19 protein-coding genes and 1 pseudogene are annotated in these 16751 nt (G+C 71.0%); 8 read left to right on the top strand and 12 right to left on the bottom strand.

Features of this window, described 5'->3' with window-relative positions; translation table 11 throughout:
• Positions 1-3 precede the first annotated feature (3 nt).
• The 5 genes and pseudogenes from RUMESO_RS08320 to RUMESO_RS08300 form a co-directional block, all read right to left on the bottom strand.
• Positions 4-342, bottom strand: a complete 339-nt coding sequence (locus RUMESO_RS08320; RefSeq protein ID WP_037279568.1) for a hypothetical protein — start codon at positions 340-342, stop codon at positions 4-6.
• Positions 343-700: 358 nt separating this feature from the next.
• The gene (locus RUMESO_RS08315) at positions 701-1729 is read right to left on the bottom strand and encodes a trans-3-hydroxy-L-proline dehydratase (protein WP_037279567.1); all 1029 of its coding nucleotides are present in this window, start codon (positions 1727-1729) and stop codon (positions 701-703) included.
• A 14-nt stretch (positions 1730-1743) separates the two neighbouring features.
• Positions 1744-2936 (bottom strand): annotated as a pseudogene (gene mltG / locus RUMESO_RS08310) (endolytic transglycosylase MltG).
• Positions 2937-2940: 4 nt separating this feature from the next.
• Positions 2941-4206, bottom strand: coding sequence for a beta-ketoacyl-ACP synthase II (gene fabF / locus RUMESO_RS08305; protein ID WP_037279565.1), 1266 nt, complete (start codon positions 4204-4206; stop codon positions 2941-2943).
• Positions 4207-4265: 59 nt separating this feature from the next.
• Positions 4266-5174, bottom strand: a complete 909-nt coding sequence (locus RUMESO_RS08300; RefSeq protein WP_051521134.1) for an arginase family protein — start codon at positions 5172-5174, stop codon at positions 4266-4268.
• A gap of 116 nt (positions 5175-5290) precedes the next feature.
• Between RUMESO_RS08300 and RUMESO_RS08295 the strand changes: the two genes are divergently transcribed.
• Positions 5291-6103: a class I SAM-dependent methyltransferase gene (locus tag RUMESO_RS08295; RefSeq protein ID WP_051521133.1), complete on the top strand. Its 813-nt coding sequence runs from the start codon at positions 5291-5293 to the stop codon at positions 6101-6103.
• 6 nt (positions 6104-6109) lie between these two features.
• On the opposite strand, the gene acpP is transcribed toward RUMESO_RS08295, so the two are convergent.
• The 6 genes from acpP to RUMESO_RS08270 form a co-directional block, all read right to left on the bottom strand.
• Positions 6110-6427, bottom strand: coding sequence for an acyl carrier protein (gene acpP / locus RUMESO_RS08290; protein ID WP_425414886.1), 318 nt, complete (start codon positions 6425-6427; stop codon positions 6110-6112).
• A 127-nt stretch (positions 6428-6554) separates the two neighbouring features.
• Positions 6555-6788: an acyl carrier protein gene (locus tag RUMESO_RS08285; RefSeq protein WP_037279563.1), complete on the bottom strand. Its 234-nt coding sequence runs from the start codon at positions 6786-6788 to the stop codon at positions 6555-6557.
• A gap of 348 nt (positions 6789-7136) precedes the next feature.
• The gene (locus RUMESO_RS24035; RefSeq protein WP_037279561.1) at positions 7137-7295 is read right to left on the bottom strand and encodes a DUF3309 family protein; all 159 of its coding nucleotides are present in this window, start codon (positions 7293-7295) and stop codon (positions 7137-7139) included.
• A 145-nt stretch (positions 7296-7440) separates the two neighbouring features.
• Entirely contained in the window at positions 7441-8178 is a 738-nt protein-coding gene (fabG, locus tag RUMESO_RS08280) for a 3-oxoacyl-[acyl-carrier-protein] reductase (protein WP_037279559.1), read from the bottom strand.
• Positions 8179-8190: 12 nt separating this feature from the next.
• Positions 8191-9135 (bottom strand): ACP S-malonyltransferase, encoded by a 945-nt coding sequence (gene fabD, locus RUMESO_RS08275; RefSeq protein ID WP_037279558.1) that lies wholly within the window; start codon positions 9133-9135, stop codon positions 8191-8193.
• A gap of 87 nt (positions 9136-9222) precedes the next feature.
• The gene (locus tag RUMESO_RS08270; RefSeq protein WP_051521132.1) at positions 9223-9810 is read right to left on the bottom strand and encodes a hypothetical protein; all 588 of its coding nucleotides are present in this window, start codon (positions 9808-9810) and stop codon (positions 9223-9225) included.
• 294 nt (positions 9811-10104) lie between these two features.
• On the opposite strand from RUMESO_RS08270, the gene rpsF reads away from it, so the two are divergent.
• The 7 genes from rpsF (at position 10105) to map (ending at position 15189) form a co-directional block, all read left to right on the top strand.
• The gene (gene rpsF / locus RUMESO_RS08265; RefSeq protein WP_037279556.1) at positions 10105-10566 is read left to right on the top strand and encodes a 30S ribosomal protein S6; all 462 of its coding nucleotides are present in this window, start codon (positions 10105-10107) and stop codon (positions 10564-10566) included.
• A gap of 18 nt (positions 10567-10584) precedes the next feature.
• Positions 10585-10812 (top strand): 30S ribosomal protein S18, encoded by a 228-nt coding sequence (rpsR, locus tag RUMESO_RS08260; RefSeq protein ID WP_037279554.1) that lies wholly within the window; start codon positions 10585-10587, stop codon positions 10810-10812.
• 10 nt (positions 10813-10822) lie between these two features.
• The gene (gene rplI / locus RUMESO_RS08255; protein ID WP_037279553.1) at positions 10823-11392 is read left to right on the top strand and encodes a 50S ribosomal protein L9; all 570 of its coding nucleotides are present in this window, start codon (positions 10823-10825) and stop codon (positions 11390-11392) included.
• A gap of 139 nt (positions 11393-11531) precedes the next feature.
• A complete protein-coding gene (locus tag RUMESO_RS08250; protein ID WP_342670749.1) occupies positions 11532-11723 on the top strand; it encodes a type II toxin-antitoxin system HicA family toxin in 192 nt (63 codons plus the stop codon).
• A gap of 7 nt (positions 11724-11730) precedes the next feature.
• The gene (locus RUMESO_RS08245) at positions 11731-12138 is read left to right on the top strand and encodes a type II toxin-antitoxin system HicB family antitoxin (RefSeq protein ID WP_037279551.1); all 408 of its coding nucleotides are present in this window, start codon (positions 11731-11733) and stop codon (positions 12136-12138) included.
• 131 nt (positions 12139-12269) lie between these two features.
• Positions 12270-14309 (top strand): bifunctional 2',3'-cyclic-nucleotide 2'-phosphodiesterase/3'-nucleotidase, encoded by a 2040-nt coding sequence (locus RUMESO_RS08240; RefSeq protein ID WP_245639199.1) that lies wholly within the window; start codon positions 12270-12272, stop codon positions 14307-14309.
• 130 nt (positions 14310-14439) lie between these two features.
• Positions 14440-15189, top strand: a complete 750-nt coding sequence (gene map, locus RUMESO_RS08235; RefSeq protein ID WP_037279550.1) for a type I methionyl aminopeptidase — start codon at positions 14440-14442, stop codon at positions 15187-15189.
• Between the two features lie 226 nt (positions 15190-15415).
• Here map and tig read toward each other — a convergent pair whose 3' ends face one another.
• The gene (gene tig, locus RUMESO_RS08230) at positions 15416-16741 is read right to left on the bottom strand and encodes a trigger factor (protein ID WP_037279549.1); all 1326 of its coding nucleotides are present in this window, start codon (positions 16739-16741) and stop codon (positions 15416-15418) included.
• Positions 16742-16751: the final 10 nt, after the last annotated feature.

The following is a 16751-nucleotide window of genomic DNA, read 5'->3' as shown; positions in this document are numbered from 1 at the left end:
GGCTCAGGCCTCCTCGCAGCAGTCGCGGAGGCGCTGGAGGCGGCAGGCGATGTCCTCGCGCAGGGCGTCGAAGTCGATCTCGCAGGCGTTCTGGACGCCGGTCGTCTTGGCGGCCCAGGCGTTGTAGCGCTCCTCGGCCTCGTAGGCGCGGCGGAGGGCGGATTCGAGCTCGCTGTGCTTGAGGCCGATATCCTTGAGGGCGCCGGGGTCCTCCTCGTGCTCGGCGCGGTCGAGGAGGCGCTGGAGGGTCCGGCGGACGGAGCGGAGGAGGTTGAGGGCGTCGGTGAGGTCCTGCTCGACGTCGGCGGCCGAGAGGACGGGGATGCGATGGGGGGCGGGCATTCGGAGTGGCCTTTCCTGCTCTTGTTCTGTGGGGGACGGCCGGAGGGTCCGGCTCGTGAGAACAGGGTGCGGGAGGTGGGTTAACGATTCGTTACGCTTGCGCGCGGTCGCGTTAACGGAAGGTTAATGGCGCGTGGGAGGGCGATCCGGGCGCCGAACGGGACGGTTTGTTGAGGAAAACCGTGCGGGACACACATTGACGGTGCGGGCTGCGGCGTTGCAGGCGGGGGATTCGGGGCGGAGGCGACGCAACGGGGCGGGGGCGTGCCGGAGCACGCGGCCCGGCGCTGCCTGCGAGCGCATCCCCTCCGGGTCGGGAAAGGACGTCCGGACCGAGGTTCGGTGGCGGGTCGGGCCGCTAGCGAGCGCCCCAGGTGTCGGTGAGGCGGTAGCCGCCGGGCCAGGGGTCGGAGGGGTCGAGCATATGCTGGTGGATGCCGGTGATCCAGCCGCGCCCGGAGATCTCGGGCCGGATGGCGGGGTGGCCGCCGACCGTGGTGGTGCCGAGGATGCGGCCCGCGAAGGTGGAGCCGATCAGCGACTCGGCGGTGAGCGTCTCGCCCTCGGCCATCTGGCCGCGCGCGTGGAGGACCGCCATGCGGGCGGAGAGCGCGGTGCCGGTGGGCGAGCGGTCCACCTTGCCGGGGCGGATCGCCACGGCGGCCTTGGCGCGCAGGCCCCCGGCGTCGTGCTGGAGGGCGCCGGCGAAGAGGCAGAAGGAGATGTGGCGCCAGTCCGGGTTCTCGGGGTGGTGGAAGCCCAGCGCCTCAGTGGCGGCGTCGCTGATGCGGACGCCGAGGCGGGCGATGTCGTGCGCCTCGTCGGGGTGGAGGGAGAGGCCCAGCGCGGCGGGGTCCACGAAGACGAAGCTGTCGCCGCCATAGGCGGTGTCCACGGTCAGGGTGCCGAGGCCCTCGACCTCCAGGTGCGCGTCGAGCTTCTGGGCGAAGCTGGGGAGGTTCTGGACGAAGATGCGCTCGGCCTTGCCATTGCGGCACTCGGCGCGGACCCGGACGAGGCCGCCGGGGGCTTCGAGGACCAGATGCGTTTCGGGCTCGGTCATCGGGAGGATGCCGCCGTCGAGGAGGACCGTCGAGACGCAGATGGAGTTGGAGCCGGACATCGGGGGCGTGTCCTCGGGCTCCATGATGATCCAGGCGGCCTGGGCCTCGGGGTGCTTGGGCGGGACGAGGAGGTTGACGTGGCGGAAGACGCCGCCGCGCGGCTCGTTCAGGACGAAGTTGCGCAGGGTCTGGTCGCGGGCGATCCAGCGGCTCTGCTCCCAGATCGTGTCGCCGGGGGGCGGGGTCACGCCGCCCACGATGACGTCGCCCACCTCGCCCTCCGCATGGGCGGAGATGACGTGGATGGTCTTGCTGCTGCGCATGAGGGGTCCCTGCCCTAGTTCGATTGGCCTTCGTCGCCCTGTTCGGCCTGGAGGGCGCGCCACTTCGCGACGTTGGCGTTGTGCTCCTCCAGCGTCGTGGCGAAGGCGTGGCCGCCGGTTCCGTTGGCGACGAAGTAGAGATAGTCGGTGTCCGCCGGGTTGACGGCGGCCTCGATGGCGGCCTTTCCGGGGTTGGCGATGGGGCCGGCGGGGAGGCCCCGGATGACGTAGGTGTTGTAGAGCACCTCGCCGTGGAGACGCTTCTCCGTCGTGCCCTCGATGTCGGACTGGCGGATCGGGCGGTCGAGGAGCCCCTCGCCGCGCGTGATGCCGTAGATGATCGTCGGGTCGAACTGGAGCGCCATGCCGTCGCGCAGGCGGTTCACGAGGACGGAGGCGACGACGGGCCGCTCCTCCGGGACGCCGGTCTCCTTCTCGACGATGGAGGCGAGGGTCAGGGCCTCCTCCGGGGTGTCGAAGGGGAGGCCCTCGCCGCGCTTCTCCCAGGCGGCGGCGAGGATGGCGGTCTGGGCCTGCTCCATCTGCGTCAGCAGCGTCTGGACGGTGGTGCCGGGGGTGACGGGATAGTCCTGCGGGGCGAGCGTGCCCTCGGCGGGGATGTCGGTGACCTCGCCGTCGAGCACGTCGATGGCGTTGAGCGCCTGGACGACCTGCCAGCTCGTGACGCCCTCGGCGACGACAACGCGGTAGGTGGTCTCGGGCTCGGCGCGCACGGCCTCGTATTCGGGGGGAGCGGCGCGTCGGCGGTGGGGTCGAAGGCGGCGGTCTCCTCGAACCGGCCGGTGGCGGGGTCGAGGTCGCGGACGCGCGTCTGGGTGGCGTTGACGCCGACGACGGTCAGGACCTCGGTCCCGCAGGAGGAGGCGCCGTTGCGGGTGACGAGGTCGGTGATCTCCTCCATCGACGCGCCGGCGGGGATGAGGAAGCTCCCCTGCTTCAGGTCCTCGCTGCGGTCGGTGTAGTCGGCGCCGAGGCGGAAGATGGTGGGCGAGGCGATGGCGCCCTGCCCGGCGAGTTGCTCGCTCACCTGCCGCATGGTGCTGCCGCCCTCGACGCGGAAGCAGATGGCCTCGGCGAGCGGGCCCTCGGCCGAATACTTGTTGATCCCCCAGGTCACGAGGCCGGCGACGAGGAAGAGCGCCACGATGAAGAAGGTGAGCGCGTTGGCCGCGACGTGGCGCCACATGGGATCAGGCCTGCGGCGCGGCGCCGAGCACCAGGGAGGCGTTGGTGCCGCCGAAGCCGAAGGAGTTGTTGACGGCGATCCTGACCTCGCGCTGCCGCGCGGCGTTGGGGGCGAGGTCCACGGGAGTCTCGACCGCCGGATCGTCGAGGTTGATCGTGGGCGGGCAGACCTGGTCGCGCAGGGCCAGCATGGCGAAGATCGACTCGATGGCCCCGGCGGCGCCGAGGAGGTGGCCGGTCATGGACTTGGTGGAGGACATCGTCACCTTGGAGGCGGCGTTGCCGAGGATGCGTTCCACGGCCGCGAGCTCGATCACGTCGGCCATCGTGCTGGTGCCGTGGGCGTTGATGTAGTCGATGTCGGCGGCCTGGATGCCGGCGTCGCGGAGGGCGGCGCGCATGGCCCGCTCGGCGCCCTCGCCGTCCTCGTTGGGGGCGGTGATGTGGTAGGCGTCGCCGGAGAGGCCGTAGCCCAGGATCTCGGCGTAGATCTTGGCGCCGCGGGCGCGGGCGTGCTCCAGCTCCTCGAGGACGACGATGCCGGCGCCTTCGCCCATGACGAAGCCGTCGCGATCGCTGTCGTAGGGGCGGGAGGCCCTGGTCGGGTCGTCGCGGCGCTTGGTGGAGAGGGCCTTGCAGGCGTTGAAGCCGGCGATGCCGATCTCGCAGATCGCGGCCTCGGCGCCACCCGCGACCATCACGTCGGCGTCGCCGTACTTGATGAGGCGCGCGGCGTCGCCCAGCGCGTGGGCCCCCGTGGAGCAGGCGGTGACGACGGCGTGGTTCGGGCCCTTGAAGCCGTAGCGGATCGAGACGTGGCCGGAGATCAGGTTGATGAGAGCGCCGGGGATGAAGAACGGCGACACGCGGCGGGGTCCCTTCTCCTTGAGGAGGAGGGTCGTGTCCTGGATGGACTTGAGGCCGCCGATGCCGGAGCCGATCATGACGCCGGTGCGGTTGCGGTCCTCGTCGGTCTGGGGGAGCCAGCCCGAGTCCTCGATGGCCTGCTGGGCGGCGGCGACCCCGAAGAGGATGAAGTCGTCGACCTTCCGCTGCTCCTTGGGCTCCATGTACCTGTCGGCGTCGAAGGTGCCGTCGGAGCCGTCGCCGCGCTTGACCTCGCAGGCGTAGTCGGTGGCGAGGTGGCTCGCGTCGAACTGGCGGATCGTGTCCGCGCCCGACTGGCCGGCGAGCAGGCGACGCCAGGTTTCCTCCACGCCATCGGCGAGGGGGGTCACGAGGCCAAGGCCCGTCACGACGACACGACGCATACTTCACCTCCCTTGGGTCTTGGGGCGGTGATACCCGGGGGGGCCGAGGGGTGCAACCTTCAGGGGCGGGAGAGCAGGCCCAGCGCCGCGCAGAGGAGCTGGGCCGCCGTCATGGCGCCGAGGCCGTCCACGTCGCGGGCGGGCATGAACTCCACGAGGTCGAGCGCGGCGATGCGCGCCTTGGCCTGGGTGCCGCGCAGGAGGGCGAGGGCCTGGGCGTAGGTGAGGCCCCCGGCGGTGCGGCCGATCACGGCGGGCATGATGGCGGGGTCGAGCGCGTCGCAGTCGAAGCAGACGGCGACGCGGGCGCCCTCGGGGATGTGGGAGAGCGCCGTCTGGACGAGGTCGGGGTCGGAGGCGGGGACGAAGCGGACGCCCCAGTCGAGGGCGTCCCGCACGTCGGAGGGCCGCGCGCTGCCGATGCCGCGTTGGCCGACCTGGATGATGCGCTCGACGTGCGGCATCTCGGAGGCGCGGCGCATGGTGCTGGAGAGGCCCCAGCGGGTGCCCTCGACCTCCTCGCGCCAGTCGATGTGGGCGTCGACCTGGAGGATCGTGAGGGGGCCGTGGGGTTCCAATGCCTGGAGCATGGGGATGGGAAGGGAGTCGTCGCCGCCGAGGAGGACGGGAATGGCGCCGGCGGCCAGGATCTCCGTGACCTTGTCGAGGATGAGGGTGCGGTTGCCCTCCGGGTCGTCCTCGCGAATGGGGAAGTCGCCCGCGTCGGCGGGGAGGCGGTCGCCGAAGGCGGGGGCGCCCAGGTCGAAGTTGTGCTTGGTGGCGTCGAAGGGGGCGGAGGCCGCGCGGATCGCGGCGGGACCGCCGGCGCAGTAGTTGCCGACCGAGGGATAGGGCGTGCAGCCGTCGGCGCCGAGGAGGACGGCGGGGACGGTCGAGCCGTCCCACTCGGGCAGGCCCATGAAGGTGGCGCCCTGACGGGCGCCGAACATCTGGCCGAGCGTGGACATGGGACCCCTCCTGTGCTGCCGGAGAAGACTGGCGCGAGGCAGCGGGCGGCGCAAGGAGGCGGGTGAGCGGGCGCGGGCGCCGTGCTAGGATGGCCGGGCGAACAGGGAGGTGCGCCATGGCCTTGGAAGGCGAGAGCGTCGTGCGGCATTACGGGAGGCCGGGGCTGGTGGAGCGGCTGCTCGACGACTTGGAGGCGCGGGGCGGGGATCGGAGCCGTCCCAGCGCGGCGGGCTTTCGGGCGATGGACCAGCTCCATGGCGGCGGCTTCGCGGCGACGCAGGCGATGGCGGCGCTGGCGGGCGTGGCGCCGGGGATGCGGGTGCTCGACGCGGGGAGCGGGCTCGGGGGGTCCTCGCGCTACCTGGCCGAGACCTTCGGCGTGCGCGTCGAGGCGGTGGACCTGACGCCGGAGTTCGTGCAGGCCGCGCGGGAGATCGACCGGCTCTGCGGCACCGACGGGCTGATCCGCGCGCAGGTGGGCAGCGTGACCGCCCTGCCCTTTCCCGACGGCGAGTTCGACCTGGTCTGGAGCCACTACGTCGCGATGAACGTGTCGGAGAAGGCGGCGCTGTTCGGAGAGGCGTTCCGCGTGCTCAAGCCCGGCGGGCGCTTCGCCTTCGCGATGCTGGCGCAGGGGCCCGGGGGGGCGCCGCATTACCCGCTGCCCTGGGCGCGCGACTCCTCCTACAGTTTCCTCGTCACGCCCGAGGAGGCGCTGGCCGGGATCGAGGTGGCGGGGTTCGAGCTGCGGGAGGTGCGGATGCCGCCGCCGGCCCAGCAGCAGCCCGCCACGATGGGGGACCAGGGCCTTGCCCCCAAGACCGCCGCGATGGGCGACGACATGGCGCAGCGCGAGGAGAACTCCCGCCGGTCGGTGGCCGAGGGGCGGCTGCAGCCGATGATGGTGCTGGCGGTGCGGCCGGGCTGACGGGGTCTAGGAGCGGGGCGACTCGGCGACGATGCGGACGGCGTCGCCGACGGTCCTCATGCCGTCGATCTCGGCGTCGGGGATGCGGGTCCCGAAGGCCGCGTCGAAGGCCATGACCAGCTCCACGAGGTCGAGCTCGTCGGCGCCGAGGTCGCGCTTGAGGGAGGCCTCGTCGGTCACCTGCGTCTCGGCGATGCGGAAATGCTCGGCCACGATCTGGCGCACGCGGCCGGCGATGTCGTCCTGGGCCCGCGCGATCAGGGGCGCGAGGCCGAGGACCATGGTGGCGATGGCTGCCAGGACGATGCGGCCGGCGACGGACATCCCTGCCCTCCCTTCAGAGACGGGGCGAGTGTCGCAGGCGCGACGGCGCTTCGCAAGGCGTCCTGCCGCAACGAAAAGGGCGGCGCCCCCCGGGAGGAGCGCCGCCCTTGTTCCGGTGGGCGTCCGCTTACTGCGCTTCGGAGATGAAGCGCACGGCGTCGCCGAAGGTCTGGATCGTCTCGGCGGCGTCGTCCGGGATCTCGATGCCGAACTCCTCCTCGAAGGCCATGACCAGCTCGACGGTGTCGAGCGAGTCCGCGCCGAGGTCGTCGATGAAGGAGGCGTTCTCGGTCACCTTCTCCTCTTCCACGCCAAGGTGCTCCACCACGATCTTGCGCACGCGGTCCGCGACGTCGCTCATAGATAGTCCTCTCGTCCTGGGCCTCGGCCCGCCTGTCAAAGTCACCGGCCCGACAAGTCCGGAGACCCGCCCCGTGTTCCCTGCGCCGGCCCACGTCCCCGCGCGCGGGCGCGCACGGGACCGTGTTCGGGGGGGTCATAGCAGAAGTTTGAACCGTGGCAAACGCTTTCGCCCGGTGGTTGCGGGCGCGCGCGAGGGCGTCCGCGCGACCGGTCGGCGGTCGCCGATCCCGCCGGCGCCGGCCCTTGGACGCGGGCGGCGCGGCGCTTGACGTCGGGGCGCGCCGGGGAGGAGGCGGCCCCGGGGCCGATGTCCCGGGCGGGAGAGGAGCGCGCCCAGGGGGCCCGCTCAGATCCGGCCCATCACCAGCAGGATCAGCAGGACGAGCAGGATCACCCCGAGGATGCCGCTCGGGCCGTAGCCCCAGCCGGTCGAGTAGGGCCAGGTCGGGATGGCTCCGATCAGGAGGAGGATGACGATGATGAGGAGGATCAGTCCGAGGGACATGGCGTGGCTCCGTGACGCCGCCTGACGCGGCGTCAGTCCAATGCGCGACAAGCTTCTTTGTTCCCTCTAAGGACCCGGAAAGGATCGGAATTCCCGAGGCCGAGCGAACCGGGCCGGGGCCGCCGGGAGACGCGTCCCGCGCCCCTCAGAGCATCGCCATGCCGCCGTTGACGTGGAGCGTGGCGCCGGTGACGTAGGCGGCCTCGGGGCTCGCGAGGTAGAGGACGGCGGCGGCGACCTCCTGCGGGTCGCCCATGCGGCCCATGGGGACGCGGCGCAGGAGCCCCGCGCGCTGGTCGTCGTTGAGGGCGTCGGTCATGGCCGTGGTGATGAAGCCCGGCGCGACCGAGTTCACCGTGATGCCGCGCGTCGCGACCTCGGCGGCGATGGCCTTCATCATGCCTTCGAGGCCGGCCTTGGCGGCGGCGTAGTTGGCCTGCCCGGGGTTGCCGATCGAGGCCACCACGGAGGTCACGTTGACGATGCGCCCCCAGCGGGCCTTCATCATGCCCCGGATCACCCCGCGCGAGAGCTTCATGGCGGCCGTGAGGTTGAGGGCGATCACCCGGTCCCAGTCCTCGTCGCTCATGCGGATGAAGAGGTTGTCCTTGGTGATGCCCGCGTTGTTCACGAGGATGTCGACCGAGCCCATCGCCTTGGCCGCCTGATCGGGGAGGGCGGCCACGGCCTCGGGGTCCGAAAGGTTGCAGGGCAGGACTTGGGCGCGCTTGCCGAGCTCGGCGGCGAGGGACTCCAGCGGCTCGGTCCGGGTGCCGGAGAGGCCGAGGGTGGCGCCGGCGCCGTGGAGCGCGCGGGCGATGGCGCCGCCGAGGCCCCCCGAGGCGCCGGTGACGAGGGCGGTCTTTCCGGTGAGGTCGAACATGGGAGGCCTCCTTCAGGCGGCGGAGAGGGCGGAAGCGGCGGCACGGGCCTCCTCCGGGGTGCCGATGTTGCGGACGGAGATGCCGGGCGCGGTGCGGCGTATCATGCCGGAGAGCGCCTTGCCGGCGCCGATCTCCCAGGCCTCGGTGACGCCGGCCTGCGCCATCCAGGCGACGGATTCGCGCCAGCGGACGGAACCGGTGACCTGGCGGACGAGGAGGTCTCGGATCTCCTCCGGGTCCTGCACGGGGCCGGCGGTGACGTTGGCGACGAGCGGGACGCGCGGGGCGCGGATCGTCGTGGCGGCGAGGGCCTGCTGCATGGCGTCGGCGGCGGGCTGCATGAGCGCGGAGTGGAAGGGGGCGCTGACGGGCAGGAGGAGGGCGCGCTTGGCGCCCCGGCCCTTGGCGATGTCGACCGCGCGCTCGACGGCCTCGCGGGTGCCGGAGACGACCACCTGGGCGGGGTCGTTGTCGTTGGCGGCCTGGCAGACGCCGCCCGTCGCGCGGGCCTCGCGGGCGACCTCGGTCGCGGCCTCGAAGTCGAGGCCGAGGAGCGCCGCCATGGCGCCCTGCCCCACCGGCACGGCGGCCTGCATCGCCTCGCCCCGCAGGCGCAGGAGGCGGGCGGTGTCGGCGAGGCCGAGGGCGCCCGCCGCGCAGAGGGCGGAGTATTCGCCGAGAGAGTGGCCGGCGACATAGCCGGCGGCGGTGACGGGGACGCCCTCGGATTCGAGCGCGCGGAGGGCGGCGAGCGAGGTCGCCATCAGCGCGGGCTGGGCGTTGCGGGTGAGCTGGAGCGTCTCGGCGTCGCCCTCCCAGATCAGGCGGGAGAGGGGCTCGCCGAGCGCCTCGTCCACCTCGGCGAACACGGCGCTCGCGGCCGGATAGGCCTCGGCCAGGGCCCGGCCCATGCCAACGGTCTGGGCCCCCTGCCCCGGAAAGACGAAGGCGCGCATGATCCCCTCCCTTGGCCGCGTCGTGGGCGGCACCTTTAGGCGGAAGGGGCCGATGCGGCAAGGCGCGGCGTCGTCGGGGACCCCCGGTCAGGCCAGCACGGGGATCGGCCGGGCGCCCGCATGGAGCCGGATGTCGTGCTCGAGCCGTCGGCGCAGGGTCTGGAGCGCGTGCTCGGGCCCCTGGGCGATGCAGAGCCCGTCCCGGCTGCCCCGGTGGTGGAGGATCAGCGTCCGGTGGCCGCCCCCGGCGCCGTCGCGCCGGATGTGGAGCGAGGCCGAGGGATCGAAGCCATGGGCGCCGAGCGTGCTCGCGCGGCCGACGCGGTGGCGGACGACCTCGCGCAGCTCGCCCCGGGCGAGGTCCACGTGGAGCTCCACCACTCCCCCGCGCGAGGCATAGCGCAGGAAGAGGAGCGCGAAGGCCATCAGGACGGCGGAGGCGCCGAGCCGCATGAGCGAGAGGCCGCCCGCGTCGTCGGGCGTCAGCGCCGCCACGGCGAGGGCCGCCGCCGCGCAGGCCGCACCGAGCGAGAGGACCAGGCCCTGCGCGACCTGGACGAGGATCGGCGGCCCGGCGGTCCCTCGGATCACGTAGCCCCAGAAGGCCTGGCGAACCTCGAACGGCAGGATGTCCTCGCGGCCTTCGGAGGGGTTGGTCGCTCCTGGCTGGCTCATCGTCGTCTGGTCCCTCGTTCCCACCGTCCCGTTGGGCCTGGTGTGCCGTCGCGTTGTGGCGGAACCGTGTCGGGCGGGGGGCGCACGGCCCTGCGCCAGGGGACGGGCCGTTGCCGGATGCGGAACACACTCGCCCGGGAGGCGAGTGGGCGACGGGGCATCTTGCGCGCGGGGGCGACATCTGTATAAGGCCGCATCCTTCCGCGAAGCCCTTGAAACCGGCGCAACCTCTCGTGGGACGGGCGCGGAAGGCAGGCCCATCCCTATGAAGTGCGCAGCAAAGCAGGAGAGCACATGCCTCTTTACGAGCATGTCTTCATCTCGCGCCAGGACCTGTCGAACGCGCAGGCCGAGGCGCTGGTCGAGCATTTCGGGACCGTCCTCGCCGACAACGGCGGCAAGGTGCTCGGCAACGAGTACTGGGGCGTCAAGACGATGTCCTACAAGATCAACAAGAACCGGAAGGGCCACTACGCCTTCCTGCGCACGGACGCGCCCGCCGCCGCCGTGACCGAGATGGAGCGCCTGATGCGCCTCCACGAGGACGTGATGCGCGTGCTGACCATCAAGGTGGACAAGCACGAGGACGGCCCCTCGGTGCAGATGCAGAAGCGTGACGAGCGCGACGGCCGCGACCGCGACCGTGGTGATCGCGGCGACCGGGGCGACCGTCCCCGCGACGACCGCCCGCGCGAGGACCGCGGCCCCCGCGAGGACCGTGGCGACCGTGGCGGCTTCTCCCGCGACCGCCGTTGATCTGAGAGGACCTGACTGATGGCTACCAAACCCTTCTTCCGCCGCCGCAAGTCCGACCCGTTCGAGGGCAAGGACGCCCCCGCGATCGACTACAAGGACACGCGGCTCCTGCAGCGCTACATCTCGGAGCGCGGCAAGATCGTCCCGTCGCGCATCACCGCCGTCGGCGCCAAGAACCAGCGCAAGCTCGCCCAGGCGATCAAGCGCGCGCGGTTCCTGGCGCTCCTGCCCTACGCCGTGAAGTGAGGACCCACCCATGCAAGTGATCCTTCTGGAACGCGTGGCCAAGCTTGGCCAGATGGGCGAGGTCGTGCGCGTCAAGGACGGCTACGCCCGCAACTTCCTGCTGCCGCAGGGCAAGGCGATGCGCGCCAACGATGCCAACATCGCCAAGTTCGAGACGCAGAAGGCCCAGCTCGAGGCGCGCAACCTCGAGACCAAGGCCGAGGCCGGCAAGCTGGCCGAGACGCTGAACGGGCAGACCTTCGTGGTCATCCGCTCCGCCTCGGACGGCGGCGCGCTCTACGGCTCGGTGACGACCCGCGACGTGGCCGATGCCGCGACCGAGGGCGGCTTCAGCCTCGACAAGCGGCAGGTGATCCTGAACGCGCCGATCAAGGACCTGGGCATCCACGCGGTGACCGTGCGGCTCCACCCCGAGGTGGACGCGCAGATCAGCGTGAACGTCGCCCGCTCGCCCGAAGAGGCCGAGCTGCAGGCCTCGGGCAAGTCGATCCAGGAGCTCGCCGCCGAGGCCGAGGCCGCGGCCGAGTTCGAGATCAGCGAGCTCTTCGACGACATCGGCGGAGCCGCGCAGGAGGAGTGATCCTCCCTGCCCCGTTGCGAGGCTTGGCGGGCCGTCCCCTCGGGGCGGCCCGTTTGGTTTTGTCAAGCGCTTTGCTCCTTTGACCTTCACACGCTTGAAGTGCAGTCATTTTTGTGTATATAGTTACACACATGCGGATATGATGGAAACCAACAGCCGCAAGCTCATCGCCATGCTCAAGGCCGACGGCTGGGTTCATGTCGACACCAAGGGCGACCACATGCAGTTCAAGCACCCGACCAAACCGGGGCGCGTCACGGTCCCCCATCCCAAGCGGGACATTCCGAAGGGGACCGTGATGTCCATCTACCGGCAGGCTGGTTGGAGGTAGGGAGACCATGCGCTACGTCGCATTCCTTCATCAGGACCAGGAAGGCTTCGGCATCAGCTTCCCCGACTTTCCGGGCTGCGTCTCGGACGGGGCCACGGCGGACGAGGCCGTCACGCGTGGCGAGGAGGCTCTGGCCTTCCACGTCGAAGGGATGGAGGAGGACGGAGAGCCCCTGCCCCGGCCCAGGAGCCTGTCCGATATCCTCGCCGACGCCGATCTCGCCGAGTGGCGCGAGGGGGCGCAGATCGCCCATGTGCCGCTCCTGATCGATCGGGGTTCGCCGCGCCGGGTGAACGTCTCGCTCGATCCCGGGCTTCTGGAGGCCATCGACGCGGAGGCGCAGCGGCGGGGCATGACGCGGAGCGCCTTCCTGTCCTCGGCCGCGCGGGCGGAGATCCGGGGGCGGCACGGCTGACCGGCGGCCGATCCTGACGGTGCCTCTTGTTGACGCTACGCCATTGTCGCCAAGCGCGCGCGGGTTTGTCACCCTGTCCGACACAAGGACCGCGTGAGCCGGTCCGATCGCCACACGCAGGGAGGCCCCCCATGACCCTTCGCATCAACCGACGCGGCTTCCTCGCCGGTACGGGGGCGCTGATCGCGCTCCACCCCTATTCCGCCCGCGCGCAGGCTGGACAGGCGCATCTCAGGATCATGGAGACGACCGACATCCACGTCCACGTCCTGCCCTACGACTACTACGCCGACGCGCCGGCGGACACGCTGGGCCTCGCGCGGACGGCCTCGCTCATCAAGGCGGTGCGGGCGGAGTCCACGAACTCGCTGCTCCTCGACAACGGGGACCTGTTCCAGGGGAACCCGATGGGCGACTACATCGCCTACGAGCGGGGCGTGGAGGGGCAGCTCCATCCGGTGACCAAGGCGATGAACGAGCTCGGTTATGAGGCCAGCACGCTCGGGAACCACGAGTTCAACTACGGGCTCGACTTCCTGGCGGGGTGCCTGGAGGGGGCGAGCTTCCCCTTCGTGAGCGCCAACGTCGTGACCAAGGCGGGGACGACGCCGGACCAGGACGAGACGCTGGTGCCGCCGTACGTGATCCTGGACCGGACGATCAAGGACGGCACCGGGGAGGAGTTCCCGATCAGGATCGGCGTCATCGGCTTCGCGCCGCCGCAGATCGTGGAGTGGGACCGGAAGAACCTCGAAGGGCGCGTCACGACTCGGGACATCGTGGAAGCGGCGCAGGCCTGGGTGCCCAAGGTCCGGGCCGAGGGGGCGCAGCTCGTGATCGCGCTCTGCCATTCGGGGATCGGCGAGGCCGAGCACGTTCCGGGGCAGGAGAATGCGGCGATCCCGCTGGCAGGGGTCGAGGGGATCGACGTGGTGCTGACGGGGCACCAGCACCTCGTCTTCCCCGGGGAGGACTACGCGGAGACCGAGGGGGTGGACGCGGCCAAGGGGACCATCGCGGGCAAGCCCGCGGTCATGGCCGGGTTCTGGGGCAGCCACATGGGGCTCGTCGACCTGATGCTGGAGCGCGAGGGCGAAGGCTGGCGCATCGCCGACTTCACCGTGGAGGCGCGGCCGATCTACCTGCGGGACGAGGACAACAAGGTCGCGCCCACGGTCGAGAGCGACGAGGCGGTGGCGGCCTCCGTCGCGCAGGAGCACGAGGAGACGCTGGACTACATCCGCCGGCCGGTGGGCAAGACCGCGGCGCCGCTGCACAGCTACTTCGCGCTGGTGGCGGATGATCCCTCCGTGCAGATCGTGAACATCGCGCAGGCCTGGTACATCGACCAGATGCTGGAGGGGACCGAGCACGCGGACCTGCCGCTGCTGTCGGCGGCGGCGCCCTTCAAGGGCGGGGGGCGGGGCGGCCCGGACTACTACACCGACGTGCCGGTGGGGGACGTGGCGATCAAGAACGTCGCGGACCTGTACCTGTATCCGAACACCGTGCGGGCGGTGAGGATCACCGGGGCGCAGGTCAAGGACTGGCTGGAGCGCAGCGCGGGGATGTTCAACCAGATCACGCCCGGCGGGCAGGACCAGGTGCTGCTGAACCCGGACTTCCGCAGCTACAACTTCGACGTGATCGACGGGGTGACCTACCGGATCGACCTGTCGCAGCCCTCGAAGTTCGACACGGACGGGAACCTCGTGGCGGCGGATGCGAACCGGATCGTGGACCTGGCCTATGACGGCCAGCCCATCGACCCGGCGCAGGAGTTCATCGTCGCCACCAACAACTACCGCGCCGAGGGGGGCGGGAGCTTCCCGGGGGCGGACGGGTCCACCATCGTCTTCGAGGCCCCGGACACCAACCGGGACGTGATCGTGCGCTACATCGTCGAGCAGGGGACCATCGACCCTGCGGCGGACGGGAACTGGAGCTTCGTGCCGATGCCGGGGACCACGGTGCTGTTCGACACCGGGCCGAAGGCGGCGGAGCATCTGGATCAGGTGCCGGGCGGGCTGAAGTGGAGCCGGCGGGGGACGGGCCGGACGGTTCGCGTGGTTCAGGATCGCGCTCTGACTACGAGGCGGGCGTCCTGCAGGGCGCCCGTTCCTTGCCAGTCGTGCCGGCAGGGGACCCGATCGCGGGGCACCCTTCGATAGGTCCGACGCCGCGGCCTCTCAGGCTGTCCCATGCAAGGGCGAGGCAACCGGCAGGTGGACCATGTGACAGGACCCTCCGTCGGTGCTAGAGCCGCGCGGCGCCCCTTGAGCCTTCTGGATGAGGTACGGAATGACGATCACGAGCCAGGATGAACTGGAAGGCCTGGCGGAGATCGGTCGCATCGTCGCCAACACCATGCAGTCCATGGCCAGAGCGATGGAGCCCGGCATGACGACGCGGGAGCTGGACGGGATCGGCCGCGAGCTTCTGGAGCGTGAGGGCGCGACCTCCGCGCCCGAGAGCACCTACGGGTTTCCGGGCGCCACCTGCATCAGCGTCAACGAGGAGATCGCGCATGGCATTCCCGGCGATCGGATCATCTCGACGGGCGACCTCGTGAACATCGACGTCTCCGCCTCCAAGGGCGGCTACTTCGCCGACACCGGGGCCACGTTTCGCGTGCCACCCGTCCAGCCCTCTCTCGACCGGCTCTGCCGGGACGGGAAACGGGCCATGCAGATCGGCATCGCGCAGGTCGGCAGCGGCAAGCCCCTGGCCGGGATCGGGAAGGCCATCGGACGTTTCGCCTCGGAGCGCGGCTATACGCTGATCCGCAACCTCGCCAGCCACGGCGTCGGCCGGGCGCTTCACGAATATCCGGAGACGATCGCGACCTGGCCCACGCGAGGCGACAGGCGGCGGATGCACAGGGGCCTTGTGCTGACCGTCGAACCGTTCCTGTCCAGGGGAGGTATCTGGGCGACCGATGGAGACGACGACTGGACGCTGTTCAGCGAGCCGCGCGCGCCTGTCGTGCAGTACGAGCACACGGTCGTCGCGACGGATCGCGGCGCCATCGTCGTCACGCTGCCGGGCTGATCTCGAGAGCCCGGAGCTCCGAGCCACCGTCCACCGCATCGGCCTGCGACCCCGGAGGCCCTGGGTGAACGAGCCATTCGATGGAGGGCCTGCGCGGGGCGTCCTTCCGGGGTGGCTGGCGAGCCTCATGGCTCACCGCGCCTGAGGTCGGGCGCCGTCCGCTGGACGGCCCCCGGGAGTGTCGGGTTGACGGGGGAGCCGTCCGTGAGACGGTTCCCCCAGGACCTCACTCCTCGTCGAGCTTCTCCACGGCGGCCTGGAGGTCGTCCTTGGAGACTTCCTTCTCCTCGACCTGGGCGGCGCCGAAGATGTGGTCGATGACCTTGTCCTCGAAGATCGGCGCCTGGATCTGCTGGCGGGCGGCGGGGTTGTTCTGGACGTATTCGAAGAACTGCCGCTCCTGGCCACGGTACTGGCGGGCCTGCTGGAGCACGGCCTGGGTCAGCTCCGAGTCCGTGACCTTGACCTCGGCCCTCTGGCCCAGGTCGGCGAGCAGCAGGCCCAGCTTCACGCGACGGCGCGCGAGGCGGAGGTGGTCCTCGGTCGGCTCGACGTGGTCATGGTCGTGGCCGTGCTCGTGCGGGTGCTCCTCGTGCCAGAGCTGGTGCGCGATCTGGTCGGCCTCGGCCTTCACGAGCGACTCGGGCAGGTCGAAGTCCACGCGCTTGTCGAGCTCGTCCAGAAGGGCGCGCTTGGCGACGGCGCGGGCGGCGCCGGAGTATTCCTGCTCGAGACGCTCGCGGACCTGGCGGCGCAGGTCGTCGAGGTTCTCGGCGCCGAAGCGGGTGGCAAGCTCGTCGTCGATCTCGGCGGCCTTGGGCGCCTTCACGGCCTTGACGGTGCAGGTGAAGACGGCGGCCTTCCCGGCGAGGTGCTTGGCGCCGTATTCCTCGGGGAAGGTGACGTCGACGTCCTTCTCCTCGCCGGCCTTCACGCCGACGAGCTGGTCCTCGAAGCCGGGGATGAAGGAGTTGGAGCCGAGCACCAGCGGGTAGTCGGTGGCCGAGCCGCCTTCGAAGGCCTCGCCGTCCACCTTGCCCACGAAGTCGATCACGACCTGATCGCCATTTTCGGCGGCGCCGTCCTTGTCCTCGTAGGACTTGGCGGTGTCGGCGAGCTGGGTCAGGGCCTCATCGACCGAGGCTTCCTCGGGGGCGACCCTGAGGCGGGTGAGGCTCAGCGAGGAGAGGTCCATCTCGGGAACCTCGGGGAGCTTCTCGTAGGAGACCTCGACGGTGACGTCGTCGCCTTCCTTCCAGGCCTCGTTGGTCATCTTGACCGAGGGCTGCATCGCCGGGCGGTCGCCGGTCGATTCCAGATGCGAGGAGACGGCGCCGTCGATGGTCTCCTGCATGGCCTCGCCCATGAGGCGGGGGCCATGCTGCTTGCGCAGGAGCGCCATCGGGACCTTGCCCTTGCGGAACCCCTTCATGGCGACCTGGGGCTGCACCTCGGCCAGCTTGGACTGGACCTTCTCGTCGAGCTCCTGGGCGGTGACGGTGACGGTGTAGCCGCGCTTCAGGCCCTCGTTCAGCGTCTCGGTGACTTGCATCTTCTCTCCT

Source organism: Rubellimicrobium mesophilum DSM 19309 (genome assembly GCF_000600335.2).
Lineage (GTDB): Bacteria > Pseudomonadota > Alphaproteobacteria > Rhodobacterales > Rhodobacteraceae > Rubellimicrobium > Rubellimicrobium mesophilum.
Note: the sequence above shows the minus strand (reverse complement) of the source record. Positions and strands in the feature narration are given on the sequence as shown.